The organism is Streptomyces sp. NPDC097595 (assembly GCF_044761525.1).
Classification (GTDB): domain Bacteria; phylum Actinomycetota; class Actinomycetes; order Streptomycetales; family Streptomycetaceae; genus Streptomyces; species Streptomyces drozdowiczii_A.
Map to the genome: position 1 here is coordinate 52,188 of NZ_JBIWCN010000029.1, position 15,924 is coordinate 68,111.

Annotated in this window: 14 protein-coding genes and 1 pseudogene; 7 read left to right on the forward strand and 8 right to left on the reverse strand. The window is 70.3% G+C overall.

What is annotated here, in order from left to right; genetic code table 11:
- The first annotated feature begins 664 nt into the window (after positions 1 to 664).
- From ACIQZN_RS32855 to ACIQZN_RS32880, 6 genes are all read left to right on the forward strand, one after another.
- Positions 665 to 2,284, forward strand: a complete 1,620-nt coding sequence (locus ACIQZN_RS32855) for an acyl-CoA carboxylase subunit beta (RefSeq protein WP_404001906.1) — start codon at positions 665 to 667, stop codon at positions 2,282 to 2,284.
- The gene (locus ACIQZN_RS32860; protein ID WP_404001909.1) at positions 2,281 to 2,532 is read left to right on the forward strand and encodes an acyl-CoA carboxylase epsilon subunit; all 252 of its coding nucleotides are present in this window, start codon (positions 2,281 to 2,283) and stop codon (positions 2,530 to 2,532) included. The genes ACIQZN_RS32855 and ACIQZN_RS32860 overlap by 4 nt, the downstream gene beginning before the upstream one ends.
- 11 nt (positions 2,533 to 2,543) lie before the next feature.
- Positions 2,544 to 4,301: an acetyl/propionyl/methylcrotonyl-CoA carboxylase subunit alpha gene (locus ACIQZN_RS32865; protein WP_404002020.1), complete on the forward strand. Its 1,758-nt coding sequence runs from the start codon at positions 2,544 to 2,546 to the stop codon at positions 4,299 to 4,301.
- 9 nt (positions 4,302 to 4,310) lie between these two features.
- Positions 4,311 to 6,209, forward strand: a complete 1,899-nt coding sequence (locus ACIQZN_RS32870) for a 2-oxoacid:acceptor oxidoreductase subunit alpha (protein WP_404001912.1) — start codon at positions 4,311 to 4,313, stop codon at positions 6,207 to 6,209.
- Positions 6,202 to 7,260 carry a 2-oxoacid:ferredoxin oxidoreductase subunit beta gene (locus tag ACIQZN_RS32875; protein ID WP_404001915.1) on the forward strand — a complete coding sequence of 353 codons (1,059 nt, stop codon included), beginning with the start codon at positions 6,202 to 6,204 and terminating at the stop codon, positions 7,258 to 7,260. The genes ACIQZN_RS32870 and ACIQZN_RS32875 overlap by 8 nt, the downstream gene beginning before the upstream one ends.
- A gap of 90 nt (positions 7,261 to 7,350) precedes the next feature.
- A complete protein-coding gene (locus ACIQZN_RS32880) occupies positions 7,351 to 7,773 on the forward strand; it encodes a helix-turn-helix domain-containing protein (RefSeq protein ID WP_073969414.1) in 423 nt (140 codons plus the stop codon).
- A 69-nt stretch (positions 7,774 to 7,842) separates the two neighbouring features.
- On the opposite strand, the gene ACIQZN_RS32885 is transcribed toward ACIQZN_RS32880, so the two are convergent.
- From ACIQZN_RS32885 to ACIQZN_RS32910, 6 genes and pseudogenes are all read right to left on the reverse strand, one after another.
- Positions 7,843 to 8,064, reverse strand: coding sequence for a DUF5988 family protein (locus ACIQZN_RS32885; protein ID WP_404001918.1), 222 nt, complete (start codon positions 8,062 to 8,064; stop codon positions 7,843 to 7,845).
- 81 nt (positions 8,065 to 8,145) lie between these two features.
- Positions 8,146 to 9,600, reverse strand: coding sequence for a DHA2 family efflux MFS transporter permease subunit (locus tag ACIQZN_RS32890; RefSeq protein WP_404001921.1), 1,455 nt, complete (start codon positions 9,598 to 9,600; stop codon positions 8,146 to 8,148).
- A gap of 112 nt (positions 9,601 to 9,712) precedes the next feature.
- Entirely contained in the window at positions 9,713 to 10,423 is a 711-nt protein-coding gene (locus ACIQZN_RS32895; RefSeq protein ID WP_404001924.1) for an SGNH/GDSL hydrolase family protein, read from the reverse strand.
- Positions 10,420 to 10,869, reverse strand: a complete 450-nt coding sequence (locus ACIQZN_RS32900; RefSeq protein ID WP_404001927.1) for a cupin domain-containing protein — start codon at positions 10,867 to 10,869, stop codon at positions 10,420 to 10,422. The genes ACIQZN_RS32895 and ACIQZN_RS32900 overlap by 4 nt, the downstream gene beginning before the upstream one ends.
- A gap of 66 nt (positions 10,870 to 10,935) precedes the next feature.
- Positions 10,936 to 11,394 (reverse strand): annotated as a pseudogene (locus tag ACIQZN_RS32905) (helix-turn-helix domain-containing protein); the annotation flags it as partial.
- A 66-nt stretch (positions 11,395 to 11,460) separates the two neighbouring features.
- On the reverse strand, positions 11,461 to 11,940 hold the full coding sequence (locus ACIQZN_RS32910; RefSeq protein WP_404001930.1) for a CGNR zinc finger domain-containing protein: 480 nt from the start codon (positions 11,938 to 11,940) through the stop codon (positions 11,461 to 11,463).
- Positions 11,941 to 12,048: 108 nt separating this feature from the next.
- Here ACIQZN_RS32910 and ACIQZN_RS32915 point away from each other — a divergent pair, with 108 nt between their 5' ends.
- Positions 12,049 to 12,915 carry an alpha/beta fold hydrolase gene (locus tag ACIQZN_RS32915; protein ID WP_404001933.1) on the forward strand — a complete coding sequence of 289 codons (867 nt, stop codon included), beginning with the start codon at positions 12,049 to 12,051 and terminating at the stop codon, positions 12,913 to 12,915.
- A gap of 14 nt (positions 12,916 to 12,929) precedes the next feature.
- On the opposite strand, the gene ACIQZN_RS32920 is transcribed toward ACIQZN_RS32915, so the two are convergent.
- Complete coding sequence (locus ACIQZN_RS32920; protein WP_404001935.1) at positions 12,930 to 14,750, reverse strand: hypothetical protein; 1,821 nt, start codon at positions 14,748 to 14,750, stop codon at positions 12,930 to 12,932.
- On the reverse strand, positions 14,747 to 15,808 hold the full coding sequence (locus ACIQZN_RS32925) for an ATP-binding protein (RefSeq protein ID WP_404001938.1): 1,062 nt from the start codon (positions 15,806 to 15,808) through the stop codon (positions 14,747 to 14,749). The genes ACIQZN_RS32920 and ACIQZN_RS32925 overlap by 4 nt, the downstream gene beginning before the upstream one ends.
- Positions 15,809 to 15,924: the final 116 nt, after the last annotated feature.

Consider the following 15,924-nt stretch of genomic DNA (forward strand, 5'->3'; position numbering starts at 1 on the left):
CCGATGAGGGCTTGCTCCGAACCACTCCGCCCGTTTCTAAAATTCTCGAAGCATATGTCTCGCGCACGTGCACTCTCAGACAATAAGCCGTTCATTTGGCGGCCATCCTTTTGATTCTGTCGGCTTCTCCTGTGGTGTTCTCGGTATTGTCCGGATTCCCGTCCGGATTGCGGCGGCGCCACGGCATTCGCGAATTCGGATGCCCCGCGACCGAGGCGCCGCCCCCGGCCGCGCGCGAGCCCGGGCCGTCAGGGGAGGGGGCGTCGCATGCTCGGACCCGCAGGGCCGCCACGTACATCAGTGCGACTCGGGGCGGCTCGGCTTTCGCCGCGCCGCAGTTCCGGAGAATCGCGGGCCCGTCGCTCAGCGCTAATTGGGGGGCACCCAGTGCGAGGGGGAAAACAGGACCGCCGTCCGGTTTTCCGTCCGACGCGAGCAGTGGAGAAACTGATCACGCAGCCCTCTTCATAAGGTCATCAACAGACGCATGCGATAACCACACATGCACCCGCACCAGGTGCGGGTGCCGCGGCGGCCGTGCCCACGTCCCGGCCGCCAGGACCCTCCGCCGTCCCGCACGCAAGCCCGGCTTTAGGGGGTCCACCGAACCTCTGTGGCGCGCCAGCCGGCCCACTGGCACATCCGCGTCGAAAGGTGATCTTGAATGAGCATCGTCGAGGACAGGCCCGTCCGCCCCGCGGAGCGCCCGCCGACGCCCCAGCCCGTTCCGAACACCACCCTGCGCGAACGCACGGCCGAACTGAACGCCCTCCAGGAGCAGGTGCTCCGTGGCCCGAGCGACCGCGCCACCGACGCCCAGCACGCCAAGGGCAAGCTGACGGCCCGTGAACGCGTCGCCCTCCTCTTCGACGAGGACACGTTCGTCGAGATCGAGGGCCTGCGCCGCCACCGGGCCACCGGCTTCGGCCTGGAGGACAAGAAGCCGCACAGCGACGGCGTCGTCATCGGCTGGGGCACCGTCCACGGCCGCACCGTCTTCACGTACGCCCATGACTTCCGGATCTTCGGCGGCGCCCTCGGCGAGGCCCACGCGGAGAAGATCCACAAGGTCATGGACCTCGCCGAGGCCGCCGGCGCCCCCGTCGTCGGCCTGTGCGACGGCGCCGGCGCCCGTATCCAGGAAGGCGTCTCGGCGCTGGCCGGCTACGGCGGCATCTTCCAGCGCAACGTCCGCAACTCCGGCGTCATCCCGCAGATCTCGGTGATGCTCGGGCCCTGCGCGGGCGGCGCGGCGTACTCCCCGGCGCTCACGGACTTCGTCTTCATGGTGCGCGGCACCTCGCAGATGTTCATCACCGGCCCCGATGTCGTCCGGTCGGTGACCGGCGAGGAGATCTCCCAGAACGGCCTCGGCGGTGCCGATGTGCACGCCGCGGTCTCGGGAGTGGCCGCCTTCGCCTACGACACCGAGGAGAGCTGCCTGGAGGACGTCCGCCACCTCCTGTCGATGCTCCCCTCGAACAACCGCGAGCTTCCGCCGGTCGCCCCGGCCGACGACCCCGCCGACCGCCGGTGCGAACGCCTGCTGGACCTCGTCCCCTCCCAGCCCAACCAGTCCTACGACATGCGCCGGGTGATCGAGGAGATCGTCGACCACGGTGACTTCTTCGAGGTCCACGGGCAGTGGGCGCAGAACGTCGTCTGCGGCCTCGCCCGGTTCGACGGCCGGGTCACCGGCATCGTCGCGAACCAGCCCGCCGTCCTCGCCGGCGTCCTCGACATCGAGTCCAGCGAGAAGGCCGCCCGCTTCGTCCAGTTCTGCGACGCCTTCAGCATCCCGCTGGTCACCCTGGTCGACGTACCCGGTTTCCTCCCGGGCGTGGACCAGGAACACGGCGGAGTGATCCGGCACGGAGCCAAGCTGCTCTACGCGTACTGCAACGCCACCGTCCCACGGATCTCGCTCGTCCTGCGCAAGGCGTACGGCGGCGCCTACATCGTCATGGACTCCCGCTCCATCGGCGCCGACGTCGCACTGGCCTGGCCCAGCAACGAGATCGCCGTCATGGGCGCCGAGGGCGCGGCCAACGTCATCTTCCGCCGCGAGATCGCCGCCGCCGACGACCCCGCCGCGATGCGCACACAGAAGATCAAGGAGTACACGACCGAGCTCATGCACCCCTACTACGCTGCCGAACGCGGCCTCGTCGACGATGTGATCGACCCCGCCGACACCCGCAGCCGGCTGATCAGCGCTCTCGCCATGCTGCGGACGAAGCACGTGCCGCTCCCGGGCCGCAAGCACGGAAACCTCCCGCTGTGACGGCCGGGAAGCCCCGGGCCGGGGCGGAACTCTCGCTGGCCTCGCTGCGGATCACCGGAGGCAATCCGAGTGCCGAGGACGTCGCCGCGCTGGCCGCGGTGCTCGCCGCCCGCTTCGCACCCGATGCCGATCCCGGTGCCGCCGTCGACGGCGGGCGGGGCGACGAGCCGCGCGCACCCGGGCGGGACCGCATCCGCTGGGAGCAGCCCGCGGGCTTCTACCGTGCACCCGGAGCGTGGGTGTCGTGACGACCGGCGGTATCCGCAAGGTGCTCATCGCCAATCGTGGCGAAATCGCTGTCCGTGTTGCCCGGGCCTGTCGGGACGCGGGTATCGGCAGCGTGGCCGTCTACGCCGATCCGGATCGTGACGCTCTGCACGTCCGTGCGGCCGACGAGGCGTTCGCTCTGGGCGGTGACACCCCGGCGGCCAGTTATCTGGACATCGCCAAGGTGCTCCAGGCTGCCGAGGATTCCGGGGCGGACGCGATCCACCCGGGTTACGGCTTCCTCTCGGAGAACGCCGAGTTCGCCCAGGCGGTGCTGGACGCGGGTCTGACGTGGATCGGCCCGCCGCCGCAGGCGATCCGGGACCTGGGTGACAAGGTCGCCGCCCGTCATATCGCGCAGCGTGCCGGTGCCCCGCTGGTCGCGGGGACCCCGGACCCGGTCTCCGGTTCCGAGGAGGTCGTCGCGTTCGCTCAGGAGCACGGGCTGCCGATCGCGATCAAGGCCGCCTTCGGCGGTGGCGGACGCGGTCTGAAGGTCGCGCGGACGCTGGAGGAGATCCCGGAGCTCTACGACTCCGCGGTCCGTGAGGCGGTTGCGGCGTTCGGGCGCGGGGAGTGCTTCGTGGAGCGCTACCTCGACAAGCCGCGGCACGTGGAGACCCAGTGCCTGGCCGACACACACGGCAACGTGGTCGTCGTCTCGACGCGTGACTGCTCGCTCCAGCGCCGCCACCAGAAGCTCGTGGAGGAGGCCCCGGCTCCGTTCCTGTCGGACGCGCAGAACGCCGAGCTGTACGCGGCGTCGAAGGCGATCCTGAAGGAGGCCGGCTACGTCGGCGCCGGCACGGTCGAGTTCCTGGTCGGCATGGACGGCACGATCTCCTTCCTGGAGGTCAACACGCGCCTCCAGGTGGAGCACCCGGTGACCGAGGAGGTCTCCGGCATCGACCTGGTCCGCGAGATGTTCCGGATCGCCGACGGCGAGGCCCTGGGGTACGACGACCCTGCCTCGCGGGGTCACTCCTTCGAGTTCCGGATCAACGGCGAGGACCCGGGCCGCGGCTTCCTGCCCGCCCCCGGCACCGTCACCCGGTTCGAGGCGCCGACGGGCCCGGGCGTGCGCCTGGACGCGGGCGTGGAGTCCGGCTCGGTCATCGGCCCCGCCTGGGACTCCCTCCTCGCGAAGCTCATCGTCACCGGGGCGACCCGCGAGCAGGCACTCCAGCGTGCGGCCCGGGCCCTGGCGGAGTTCCACGTCGAGGGCATGGCGACCGCGATCCCGTTCCACCGCGCGGTCGTGGTGGACCCGGCGTTCACCGCGGACCCGTTCCGCGTCCACACCCGCTGGATCGAGACGGAGTTCGTCAACGAGATCAAGCCGTTCGCCGCCCCGGCGGAAGCGGACGCCGACGACGAGGCCGGCCGCGAGACGGTGGTCGTCGAGGTCGGCGGCAAGCGCCTGGAGGTCTCGCTGCCCTCCTCGCTCGGCATGAGCCTGGCCCGTACCGGCCTCGCGGCGGGCGCCAAGCCCAAGCGCCGCGCGGCCAAGAAGTCCGGCTCCGCCGTCTCCGGCGACACCCTCGCCTCCCCCATGCAGGGCACGATCGTCAAGATCGCCGTCGAAGAAGGCCAGGAAGTCAAGGAAGGCGACCTCATCGTCGTCCTCGAAGCCATGAAGATGGAGCAACCGCTCAACGCGCACCGCTCCGGCACGATCGTCGGCCTCACGGCCACAGTCGGCGCCTCTGTCACCTCAGGCGCCATCATCTGCGAGATCAAGGAGTCGTGAGAACCCCTCATGTCCGTTGTCAACGACGTCGCGCCCGTGGATCTGCGGCTCGCGCCGAAAGAGGTCAGGTCGGTCGACCGTGTGGTCATCCGTTTCGCGGGTGACTCGGGTGATGGGATGCAGCTGACGGGTGACCGGTTCACCTCGGAGACGGCGTCCTTCGGGAACGATCTGTCCACGCTGCCGAACTTTCCGGCCGAGATCCGCGCCCCCGCAGGCACTCTGCCGGGGGTTTCGTCGTTCCAGCTGCATTTCGCCGATCACGACATCCTGACCCCGGGGGATGCGCCGAACGTGCTGGTCGCGATGAACCCGGCCGCGCTGAAGGCGAACATCGCGGACGTGCCGCGCGGGGCCGAGATCATCGTGAACACCGATGAGTTCACGAAGCGGCCGATGGCGAAGGTCGGCTACGGGACCAACCCGCTGGAGGACGGCTCGCTGGAGGCCTACAACGTCCATCCGGTGCCGCTGACCACGCTGACGATCGAGGCGCTGAAGGAGTTCGGGCTCTCCCGCAAGGAGGCCGAGCGCTCGAAGAACATGTTCGCGCTCGGGCTGCTGTCCTGGATGTACCACCGCCCGACGGAGGGGACCGAGGCGTTCCTGCGGGCGAAGTTCGCGAAGAAGCCGCAGATCGCCGAGGCGAACGTGGCGGCCTTCCGGGCCGGGTGGAACTTCGGCGAGACGACGGAGGACTTCGCCGTCAGCTACGAGGTCGCCCCCGCCTCACAGGCCTTCCCCACCGGCACCTACCGCAACATCTCCGGGAACCTGGCCCTGTCCTACGGCCTGATCGCCGCCTCCCAGCAGGCGGACCTGCCGCTCTACCTCGGCTCGTACCCGATCACCCCGGCATCCGACATCCTGCACGAGCTGAGCCGGCACAAGAACTTCGGCGTGCGCACCTTCCAGGCCGAGGACGAGATCGCGGGCATCGGCGCCGCACTGGGCGCCGCCTTCGGCGGCTCCCTCGCCGTGACCACGACGTCCGGACCCGGTGTGGCGCTGAAGTCGGAGGCCATCGGCCTGGCGGTGTCGTTGGAACTGCCGTTGCTGATCGTGGACATCCAGCGCGGCGGGCCGTCGACGGGGCTGCCGACGAAGACGGAGCAGGCGGATCTGCTTCAGGCGATGTACGGGCGCAACGGCGAGGCGCCGGTGCCGATCGTGGCTCCGCGCACGCCGGCCGACTGCTTCGACGCGGCCTTGGACGCGGCCCGGATCGCCCTGACCTACCGCACCCCGGTCTTCCTGCTCTCCGACGGCTACCTCGCCAACGGCTCCGAGCCCTGGCGTATCCCGGAGCTCGACCAGCTCCCCGACCTGCGCGTCCAGTTCGCGAGCGGCCCCAACCACGAACTCGCCGACGGCACCGAAGTGTTCTGGCCCTACAAACGCGACCCGCAAACACTGGCGCGCCCGTGGGCGGTTCCGGGGACACCGGGTCTGGAGCACCGGATCGGCGGTATCGAGAAGCAGGACGGCACCGGCAACATCTCCTACGACCCCGCCAACCACGACTTCATGGTCCGCACCCGCCAAGCCAAGATCGACGGCATCCAGGTCCCGGATGTCGAGGTCGACGACCCCGCCGAGGCACGCACCCTCGTGCTGGGGTGGGGTTCGACGTACGGGCCGATCACGGCGGCCGTGCGCCGGCTTCGCGCCTCGGGGCGGAGCATCGCCCAGGCCCACCTGCGGCACATCAACCCCTTCCCCAGGAACCTGGGCGAGGTGCTGGGGCGTTACGACAAGGTGGTCGTCCCCGAGATGAACCTCGGCCAGCTCGCCACCCTCATCCGCGCCACGTACCTGGTCGACGCCCACAGTTACAACCAGGTCAACGGCATGCCGTTCAAGGCCGAGCAGCTCGCCACCGCGCTTGAGGAGGCCATCGATGCCTGAGACCAACGAACTGCTCCAGCTCGTCCCCAAGGCCGAAGCCAAGCAGACCATGAAGGACTTCAAGTCCGACCAGGAAGTGCGCTGGTGCCCCGGCTGCGGCGACTACGCCGTCCTCGCCGCCGTCCAGGGCTTCATGCCCGACCTCGGCCTGGCGAAGGAAAACATCGTCTTCATCTCGGGCATCGGCTGCTCGTCGCGTTTCCCGTACTACATGAACACCTACGGGATGCACTCCATCCACGGCCGCGCACCCTCCATCGCGACCGGCCTGGCCACCTCACGGCGCGACCTGTCCGTCTGGGTCGTCACCGGCGACGGCGACGCACTCTCCATCGGCGGCAACCACCTCATCCACGCCCTGCGCCGCAACGTCAACCTCAAGATCCTCCTCTTCAACAACCGGATCTACGGCCTGACCAAGGGCCAGTACTCCCCCACCTCCGAACTCGGCAAGATCACCAAATCCACGCCCATGGGCTCCCTCGACGCCCCGTTCAACCCGGTGTCCCTCGCCATCGGCGCGGAGGCATCCTTCGTCGCCCGGACCGTCGACTCGGACCGCAAACACCTCACGAGCGTGCTGCGGGCCGCCGCCGACCACCCCGGCACCGCACTCGTGGAGATCTACCAGAACTGCAACATCTTCAACGACGGCGCCTTCGAAGTCTTCAAGGACAAGGACCAGGCCCAAGAGGCCGTCATCCGCCTGGAACACGGACAGCCCATCATCTTCGGCACGGACGGATCGAAGGGCGTCGTACGCGACTCCCTCACCGGCGACCTCCAAGTCGTCACCGTCACCGAGGACAACAAGGCACAGATCCTCGTCCACGACGCCCACGCCCCCAGCCCCACCACAGCCTTCGCACTGTCCCGCCTCGCCGACGCCGACACCCTCCACCACACCCCCATCGGCGTCCTGCGCAGCGTCGAACGCCCCGTCTACGACACCACCATGGCCGAACAACTCGACACCGCCGTCGAACGCCACGGCAAGGGCGACCTCGCCGCACTCCTCGCCGGAAACGACAACTGGACCGTCGTCGGCTGAGAGCCCGTCCCATTTGATCTGATACATCGATCCTGATATAAGGTCGTCCGTGTGAATGGAGTACAGCTTTTCCTGCTGGGGCGCACCCTCATGAAGATCGGTGAGGAGGCCATTCCCACCGAAAGCCTCGGCAAGCGGCAGATGAGCACGCGGTCGGTCCTGATCGTGATGCTCGACATCTACGCGCACCCGGACACGACGGTCGGTGAGATCGCCACCCGTTCCGGTCTGCCGCAGAGTGCGGTGTCCGCCTGTGTGGCCCGGTTGCGGGAGACCGGCTCGGTGGTCACCCGGACCGACGCGCGCGACCGCCGCCGGACCCTGGTCCGCCAGAACCCCGAGGTGACCGACCGTCGTGCGGAGGTCGCCGCGACACGGGTGGACGAGGCCTTGGCCACGGCGCTGGGGACCGAAGACCCGGTGGAGGTGACCGAGGTGATCGCCCTCTTGGAGGCCCTGGCCCGGCGGCTGTCGCCGGAGGTGCTGGCCCGGCTGGCGCCCGATCCGGCCTGACCTGCGGAAAGCGGAAGCCGCCCGGGTGCTCGGTGCCCGGGCGGCTTCGGTGTTTTCGGCGGGGGGTTTCTACTCGGCGACGTAGGTGTATCCGCTCCATGCGTAGACCAGGAGCTCCAGTTCCCTCTCCGTGGTCATGCCGCTCGTGGGCTCGAAGTGCTCGTACCGGTTGCCCTTGAGCAGCTTCACCTTGGAGGTCGTGTCCTCGACGTAACGGATCCGGTCCTCGATCTTGAGTTCGAGTGTCGCGGGTCCGCCGCTGAGGATCACGTTAGGGGGCTGTGTTGTCATGGCGTCGTCTCCTTGGGTCATGGATCCGGAGGCAGTGAACGGCACTGTGCGGACAGGATCAGCCGTCCGGCTAAAGCCGTTCTAAACGCCTGTCGCCGCAGCCGCCTTTCCGGGGCCCGTTCCGGCGGGCGCGACCGCCGTCTCCTCGGTCCGGCCGCGGATCAGCAAGCAGGCCAGCGCCCCGGTCAGTACCACGGCGATCGGCAGTACCGCCGTTACGTGCAGGGTCGCGACGAAGGCGTCCGCGTACGCCTTTCCGCCGGCCAGTTCCGCGGCGAGCCGGCTCTGGAGCAGGGCGCCCACCGCGGCCGCGCCGATGACCGAGCCGGTCTGGCGGATCGTGTTGTTGACCCCGGAAGCCGCTCCCGCGAGCCGCGGTTCGACGTTGCGCATCGCTTCCGCGGACATGGGCGCGATCACGCAGCCGATGCCGAGACCGGTGATGAGGGTGGCCGGGATGAAGGCGTACCAGGAGGAGGCCGGGCCGGCGATCAGCGCGATCGCCGCCATCCCCACGGCGTAGAGGGTGAGACCCGCCATCAGCAGGTACTTGCCGCCGATCCGGTCCGAGAGCCGGCCCGCGAAGGGCCCCACCGTCATCGACACCAGCGAGGACGGGGCGAGTACCAGGCCCGCCTTGATCGCGCTCAGACCGAGGACGGACTGCAGGTAGAGGTTGAAGGGAAGGACCAGCCCGATCATCGCCATCGAGACCAGGGCGACCAGCACCGTCAGCACGGAGAAATTGCGGTCCTTGAACAGGGCGAACGGCACGAGCGGTTCCCGGTCCTGCCGGCCGCGCTGGTGGACGAGGAACCCGGCGGTCAGCACGGCGCCCGCGGCGAGCAGCCCCCAGATCTTCGGGCCCCAGTGGTAGTGCTCACCCTCCTGGAGCGCGAAGGTCAGGCAGAACAGCGCGCCGGTGGCCAGCAGAACGCCGGAGATGTCGAAGGTCCGGGTCCGGCCCGTCCGCAGGTCGGGCACCACCAGGAAGGCCAGGACCAGTGCGGCGATCCCGATCGGCACGTTCACCAGGAAGATCCAGCGCCATCCCAGGGTGGAGACCAGCACCCCGCCCACGGTCGGGCCCGACAGCGTGGCCAGCCCCGCCACCATGCCCCAGATGCCCATCGCGGTGCCGCGCCGCTGCGCCGGGAACACCGACATGATCAGCGTCATCGTCTGCGGCGTGAGCAGCGCGGCGCCGAGACCCTGCACCCCGCGGGCGACGATCAGCATCACCGGGCCGGTGGCCAGACCGCAGGCGATGCTGGCGGCGGTGAACACCACCACACCCGTGATGAAGAGGTTACGGGGACCCCAGAGATCACCGAGTCGCCCCGCGGTGATCAGCAGCACCGCCAGCACGAGGGCGTAACCGCTGATCACCCACAGGGTCTGGTCGAGGCTCGCTCCCAGTCCGTCGATCATGTCGGGGATCGCGATGTTCACGATCGTCAGGTCCAGCAAGGTCATGAAGAAACCCAGCGACATGGTCGCCAGTACCGCCCAGGGGTTCCCGGCCAACTTCCGCATGTGTCCGCTCCTCTCGCGCCGTCTGCTGGGCCTCAGCATAATGCATCTTCTTTGATACATCAAAAAAGATGCGTTTCTGCACCACACGCGGCCCTGCGACAAGCCCGATGAGTCACACGACGAGACCGGCCTCGATGACCTCGGCGACGAGCGCGGCGCCCCGGCTGTTCTGATGGACGTGGTCGGTCGTGAGCACGAGCCCCCGCCGCCGCGAGATCGTGTCGAGGCTGCGGCGCAGCACCGCGCGCTGGGCGAGAACGCCGATGGCCGCCGCGGGCGTCACCTCCCGGTACGGGACCGGCGCCGGGTTCGCCTCGCGCAGCTCCTCGGTCTGGCGTTCGTGGAGCGGAAGGCAGGCCACCCCGCTGGTGGCGGCGACCTCCGCGATCATCCGGCTGTACGCCAGCGAGGCATGCGCCGCCGCCCCGTCGAGCCGCTGGCCGAGTACCGGCAGCGACAGCAGACCGATCCTCGCGTCGGTCTCCGCCCGCAGCCGCGCCACGACGTCCCCCAGGCACTGCTGGAACCAGCCGGCCGAGGGGCGCTCGGGGAGCCTCTTACGCTTCATGGCCTGCTCGACGGGGTAGCCGGCGAGGCTCGCACGGGCGTCGTTGGTCCCGATCAACACGGTGATCACATCGGGGGGATTCGTGACGACGGCGTCGAGGCGCCGCAAGAGGTTGTACGCGAAGTCCCCGTTGACGCCGAAACGGGCGAGCCGCAGATCACCGGCAGCGTGGCGTCGTTCGAGGAGGCCCAGGTAGTCGACGCTGAACTGCGCGCGGGTGAGGCTGTCGCCGAGGCACGCGATGCGTGTCGTCACGACGCGTCCTCCGGGCGGGCGCCGGTCCGAGGGCGGTGGTCGGTGCCGAGGGTCGCGGTGATCGCCAGGACGGACGACGGGCCCTCCATGTCGACCGCGTGCCAGACCCCGGCCGGATTGACGGTGGCCTCGCCCGGCCCGAGCCGCACCTGGTCGCGCACCCCGTCCACGTCGCGCGTGATCGTGACGGACCCGCTGAGGCAGACGACGAGCTCGTCGCCGGCCGGGTGGCTCTCCCAGTGCTCACCGGGTCCCTCGCCGTCGAAGATCATCACCATCCGGCCCTCGGCGCCGTCCGCCGCGACCGCGGCGCTGTAGGCATGGAGCACCTCCGGATCCCAGGCGAAGCCCTCGACGGGTTTCGCGCTCGATCCCAGCCCGAGGTGTACGGGGATGGTCCGCAGGTCCATGGCACGGGCATGGCGTTCGTGGTCGATGAGTCTCATGCCGACGATCGTCCCCGAGGGCGAACGGGCGGTCTTGAAGAAATGGGAAGGGACGCCGGCCGGCGGCTACCCGGCCCCGAGGAGGACTTCACCGCGACGCCAGGCCGTCGGCGGCCGTCCGGTGAACTCCCGCCAGTCGCGTACGAGATGGGCCTGGTCGGCATAGCCGGAGACGGCCGCCACCTCGCCCCACGGGAGCGGGTCCCGCGCCGCCGCCAGTTGGTGCGCGTACTCGAAGCGCAGGACCCGGGCGACGGTCTTCGGCGAGAGGCCCACCTCACCGCGGAACCGCTCGGTGAGATACCGGCGGCTCCAGCCGAGCTCCGCGGCGACCGCACCCACCCGGACGCACCCCCGCGCGGCGACGAGGCGCCGCCACGCCTCGGCCACCTCGGGCCGCACCCCGCGCACGGGTCGGACGGCCCGCAGCAGCAGTTCGTCCAGCACGGCGAACCGCGCCGGCCACGTCCGCGCCGATCGGAGCCGGTCGACCAGCTCGACGGCGAGCACGCCGAGAAGCTCGTCGGCCGTGTGGTCCTCCATTTCCTGAGCGTACGATCCGCCCGGCCGCGTACGGCGCGCGCAGGCGGGTCAGCGGGTGCGTTCGTAGTGGCGGCGGGCCTTCTCGCGGTTGCCGCAGACGGCCATCGAGCACCAGCGGGCGCGGTTGGCGCGGCTGCGGTCGAGCAGGAACAGCCGGCACGCGTCGTTGGCGCAGGGGCGCAGCCGGCCGGGCAGTCGCTCCTCGGTGTCCGCCCAGGCGAGAACGGCCTCGACGGCCAGTCGGGCGTGCGGGGGAGTCCTGACCGTCCACCGCAGGCCGTCGGAGGTGATCTCCGGAACCTGGTGGACGCCTTCGAGCAGCGGGCCCAACGCGGCGGGCGTGCTCTCTCCGCGCACCACGTCCCGCAGGACGTCCCGCGTCTCGCGCAGCAGCGCCAGTTCCGCGAGGCTGCCGTCGCCGCCGTGTTCCCGCGCCCAGCGCCGGCCCGCGGCCGGGTCGCGGAGGGCGTCCTGCTCCTCGCCGTCGACCAGGGGCCTGCTGTTGAGCAGGTCCAGCAGGGTGTCCATCGGTCACCACTTTCTCTAACCGCATCGAGTCGCTTGACAGGTTAGCTCGCTCGCCCCATGCTTGCATAGCGACGAACTAACCAGATCAACGACTCAAAGGGGTTAGGTATGAGCTCGGTACACCACCGGACCGCCACCATCGACGGCCACGAGATCTTCTACCGCGAAGCGGGCCCCGCCGACGCCCCCGCGATCGTCCTGCTGCACGGCTTCCCGACCAGCTCGTTCATGTTCCGCGAACTCATCCCGCTGCTGGCCGACCGCTACCACGTCATCGCGCCGGACCACCTCGGCTTCGGCCACTCCGACGCCCCCCTCGCGACGGAGTTCACCTACACCTTCGACGCCCTCGCCGACCTCACCTCCCACCTCCTCGACCACCTCGGCCTGGACCGCTACGCCCTCTACGTCCAGGACTACGGCGCCCCCATCGGATGGCGCCTCGCGCTCAAGCACCCCGAACGGATCACCGCCCTCGTCACCCAGAACGGCAACGGCTACGAGGACGGCTTCGTCGAAGCGTTCTGGACCGACGTCTGGGCCTATGGGGCCAACCCCGGCCCCGACACCGAGCCCGCGGCCCGGGTCGCGCTGAGCCTCGACGCCATCCGCTGGCAGTACGTGCACGGCGTACCCGACCCCGGCCTGGTCAGCCCGGACACCTGGGAACACGACTTCGCCCTCGTCTCCCGCCCGGGCAACGACGAGGTCCAGCTGGCCCTGTTCCGCGACTACCGGAACAACCGCCCCCTCTACCCGCTGCTGCACGAGTTCCTGCGCGCCGGCGGGGTCCCGGTACTCGCCGTGTGGGGCCGCAACGACGAGATCTTCGGCCCGGCCGGCGCACAGGCCTTCGCCCGCGACGCCGAGGACGCGGAAGTACACCTGATCGACGGCGGCCACTTCCTCCTGGAAAGCCACCTGCACGTCGTCGCGGGATACGTGCGCGGGTTCCTCGGACGGGTACTGGGATAGCCCGGGCACCCGCGCTACGCCAGCCGGAACACCGGACCCCGCGGGGTGAACGGCAGCGACGCGCCCTGCGGGATCAGGTAGGCGTGCTCGCGCCGGATGCGCAGGACATCGCACCAGCCGTCGGTGATGACGAGCACCGGCGCGCCCGGCGGGAAGTCGTCCGCCCGCTGCAACAGGTCGACCCCGGGCTGGAGTTCGGTGCCGCCCCGACCGCGCACCCGCACCCGGCCGGCGATCTCGGTGGGCGGCAGGTAGCCGGCGTCGTAGGGGGCGGCATCGCAGAAGACGACGCGCGCCGCGGGCACGTCGCGGGCGTCGGCGTACGAGGCGATGGCACCGAGCGCCTTGCCGAGCAAGGTGCTGTTCATCGAGCCGGAGGTGTCCAGGACGACGCCGAAGGTGCAGCGGGCCGTCTCCTCGGGCGGGAAGTACCGTCCGGCGCGCGGGATGTCGGGGGTCGACGCCTGCCGCCGCGCCGGGCGCGCGTACGAGCGTACGGGCTCCGGCTGGGGAACGTACTCGTCGAACCAGCGGGCCAGCCGCGCGTCCCAGGGCACGGGCGGGTGCGCCAGGGCGCGGATCTCCTGGATCAGCCCGGCGGGCAGGAGGCCGCGCTCCCCGTACTGGTGCAGATCGAACCCCTGCACCAGCCCGCGCCGGTAGAACTCGTCCAGGTCGGTGTACGGCCGGGCACCGGCGTGCGGCAGCGGCTCGCCGAGGATGTCCCCGGCGCCCTTGCCCCGCAGCGTCGCGAGCCTGCGGCGGCGGCGCAGGTCGTGCGCGATGCGGTCGTACACCTCCTCGGCGGACAGCCCCCGCAGCTCCGGGTCGTACAGCAGCCCTTCGGGCATGTCGCCGACGCGCATCTGCACGAGCCAGTCGTTGACGACGTAGTCGGCGGCGACGTTGAAGAGGAACGGGTCACGGCCCCCTCGGCGTTCGCCGTGCCGCAGCGCGGCGTGCAGCATCTCGTGCGCGAGGACGAAGCGCCACTCCTCGTCGGTGAACCCGCACAGCGGGTTGACGTAGATCTCGCCCGCGACCGGACTGACCGCCGCGATGGCGATGCCCTGCGTCCGGGCCAGCTCGGCGTCGGCCACGATCCGCAGACCCGAGGCGAGCCCGCCCAACAGGGGATAGGAGGAGACGAACCAGTTCAGGGCACGGTCCCAGGGCCGCTGGGGCGTGCGCTCTCCGGTGACCCGGTCGCGGCGGCCGCCGGCCATGTCCATCGCGGCGGACACACTGCGGGTCAGCGCGTGCGCGAAGGCGGTCTCCCAGTCCGGGACCGCGGAGTTGTTCCAGGCGTTCCAGGTGGTGAGCACCTGGTCGGGGTGCTCACCCGCGGTACCGCAGTGTTCATGAGCGGCGGGGATGCCGTCGCGGCGCCACCGCGCGGCGAGCATCTCCTCGTCGCCGCCCGGGAACGACTCCGGCAGGGCGAAGGGCGCCCGGCCCATCGGATGGCTGACCAGAAAACGGTTGACGACCGCGCAGCGCGCCGCGACGTCGAAGCGGTCGGGCTGTTCGCGCCCCTCGTCCGCCGAGGCGGGCACATGGCCGAAACCGAGGTGCAGCAGACAGTGGGCGAGCACCCACGCCCACTCCGCCGGATCGGCCCGCTTGGTGGGGTGTACGTGGATGGCGCCGTTCGAGGTGACGGCGGCCAGACCCCCGGCCGGCGTCCCCGCGCACTTCTCCTGGCGGCACACGGACGCCTCGACCGCCGCGAACGCCGGGCTGCGCTTGACGAGCGCGAGCCCGGCGGCGAAGGCCTCGGTGGCCGGATCGACGGTCTTCTTCCCGCCGCCCCCACGCTTGCCGGACCCGCTCATCGCCGGGCCTCGACCAGCCGGGGCATGTCCCGCGCGGCGTCCACGAGGAACCACGCGGGCAGCACGGGAAGCCCGTCGGTGTCGTCCGCGATGACGGTCTGCGCGACCTCCACCGAGATCTCGGCGAGCTGTACGAGCAGCGCCTTCGCCCGGTACGCGGTCTGCCGCAGCGCCGGCGAGACGTGCTCCTTCCGGCGCGGCAGCTCCTTGACCAGGCGACCCCGGAACGCGTCGGCGAGGTAGTACAGCAGATCGCGGTCCTCGGGCCGCCCCGGCCACGAGGCGTCGCCCTTGAGGATCGCCTCGATGCCGAAGGAGTGACGGACGATCTTCGCGTAACCGCAGAACGAGACGGCATGAGCGGGCGTCAGCGTCCCGTGCACCACGACCTTCAGCGTCTCCTCGTCGATCTCCGGCCCGAAGGAGTGCAGGGCGTCCGAGAGCATGTGCCAGGAGCGGGGCGTGGAGAACGGCTCCTCGGTCTTGGGCGGCTGCGACCACAGGTGGTCGGGGCGGTCGACCAGGTAGTCCGTCACCCACGGATGGACCCCGTTCTCGCCCGCCCACACCAGCCAGTCCGCCGCCGAGGCCCGCAGGTGGACATGGGTGAGCCGGTTGACCAGGGCCGAGGCGATGGGCCGCGCCAGCGCGTTGTCCGTGGCACGGTTGCCGGCCCCGATGACGATCGAACCGGCGGGCAGCTCGTACGACCCGATGCGCCGGTCCAGGATCAGCGAGTAGAAGGCCTTCTGCACATCGGGCGTCGCCGCGTTGAGCTCGTCCAGGAACAGGCAGTACGGCTCGTCACGGGCGATGGACTCGGGCGGGCAGAACACGGACCGCCCGTCACGGATCTGGGGCACCCCGATGAGATCCTCCGGCGCGAGCTGCGTCCCGAGGAGGCTGACGCACTCCAGCCCCAGGGACTCGGCGAACTTCCGTACGAGCGACGACTTGCCGATCCCGGGCGCGCCCCACAGGAACACGGGCCGCACGGTGGCGAGGCCCAGCAGCAGTCCGGGGATCTGGGCGGGGGTGACGGTGACGGCAGCCTGCACGCGGGAACGTTCCTTCGGATTCCGGGAGTCGGGAGACCGCCAGTATGCGAAGCCGCACAGGCGCACGCAGCCCAATTTCGCCGCCGGGCCCGCCGTCGTCCTCGCATCCGACGACG

Bases quoted from the DNA above. Each gene is read 5' to 3' on its own strand.
- ACIQZN_RS32855 (WP_404001906.1), top strand. From the start codon at position 665: ATGAGCATCGTCGAGGACAGGCCCGTCCGCCCCGCGGAGCGCCCGCCG.
- ACIQZN_RS32870 (WP_404001912.1), top strand. From the start codon at position 4,311: ATGTCCGTTGTCAACGACGTCGCGCCCGTGGATCTGCGGCTCGCGCCG.
- ACIQZN_RS32900 (WP_404001927.1), bottom strand. From the start codon at position 10,869: ATGAGACTCATCGACCACGAACGCCATGCCCGTGCCATGGACCTGCGG.
- ACIQZN_RS32880 (WP_073969414.1), top strand. From the start codon at position 7,351: ATGAAGATCGGTGAGGAGGCCATTCCCACCGAAAGCCTCGGCAAGCGG.
- ACIQZN_RS32920 (WP_404001935.1), bottom strand. From the start codon at position 14,750: ATGAGCGGGTCCGGCAAGCGTGGGGGCGGCGGGAAGAAGACCGTCGAT.
- ACIQZN_RS32890 (WP_404001921.1), bottom strand. From the start codon at position 9,600: ATGCGGAAGTTGGCCGGGAACCCCTGGGCGGTACTGGCGACCATGTCG.
- ACIQZN_RS32875 (WP_404001915.1), top strand. From the start codon at position 6,202: ATGCCTGAGACCAACGAACTGCTCCAGCTCGTCCCCAAGGCCGAAGCC.
- ACIQZN_RS32915 (WP_404001933.1), top strand. From the start codon at position 12,049: ATGAGCTCGGTACACCACCGGACCGCCACCATCGACGGCCACGAGATC.
- ACIQZN_RS32910 (WP_404001930.1), bottom strand. From the start codon at position 11,940: ATGGACACCCTGCTGGACCTGCTCAACAGCAGGCCCCTGGTCGACGGC.
- ACIQZN_RS32885 (WP_404001918.1), bottom strand. From the start codon at position 8,064: ATGACAACACAGCCCCCTAACGTGATCCTCAGCGGCGGACCCGCGACA.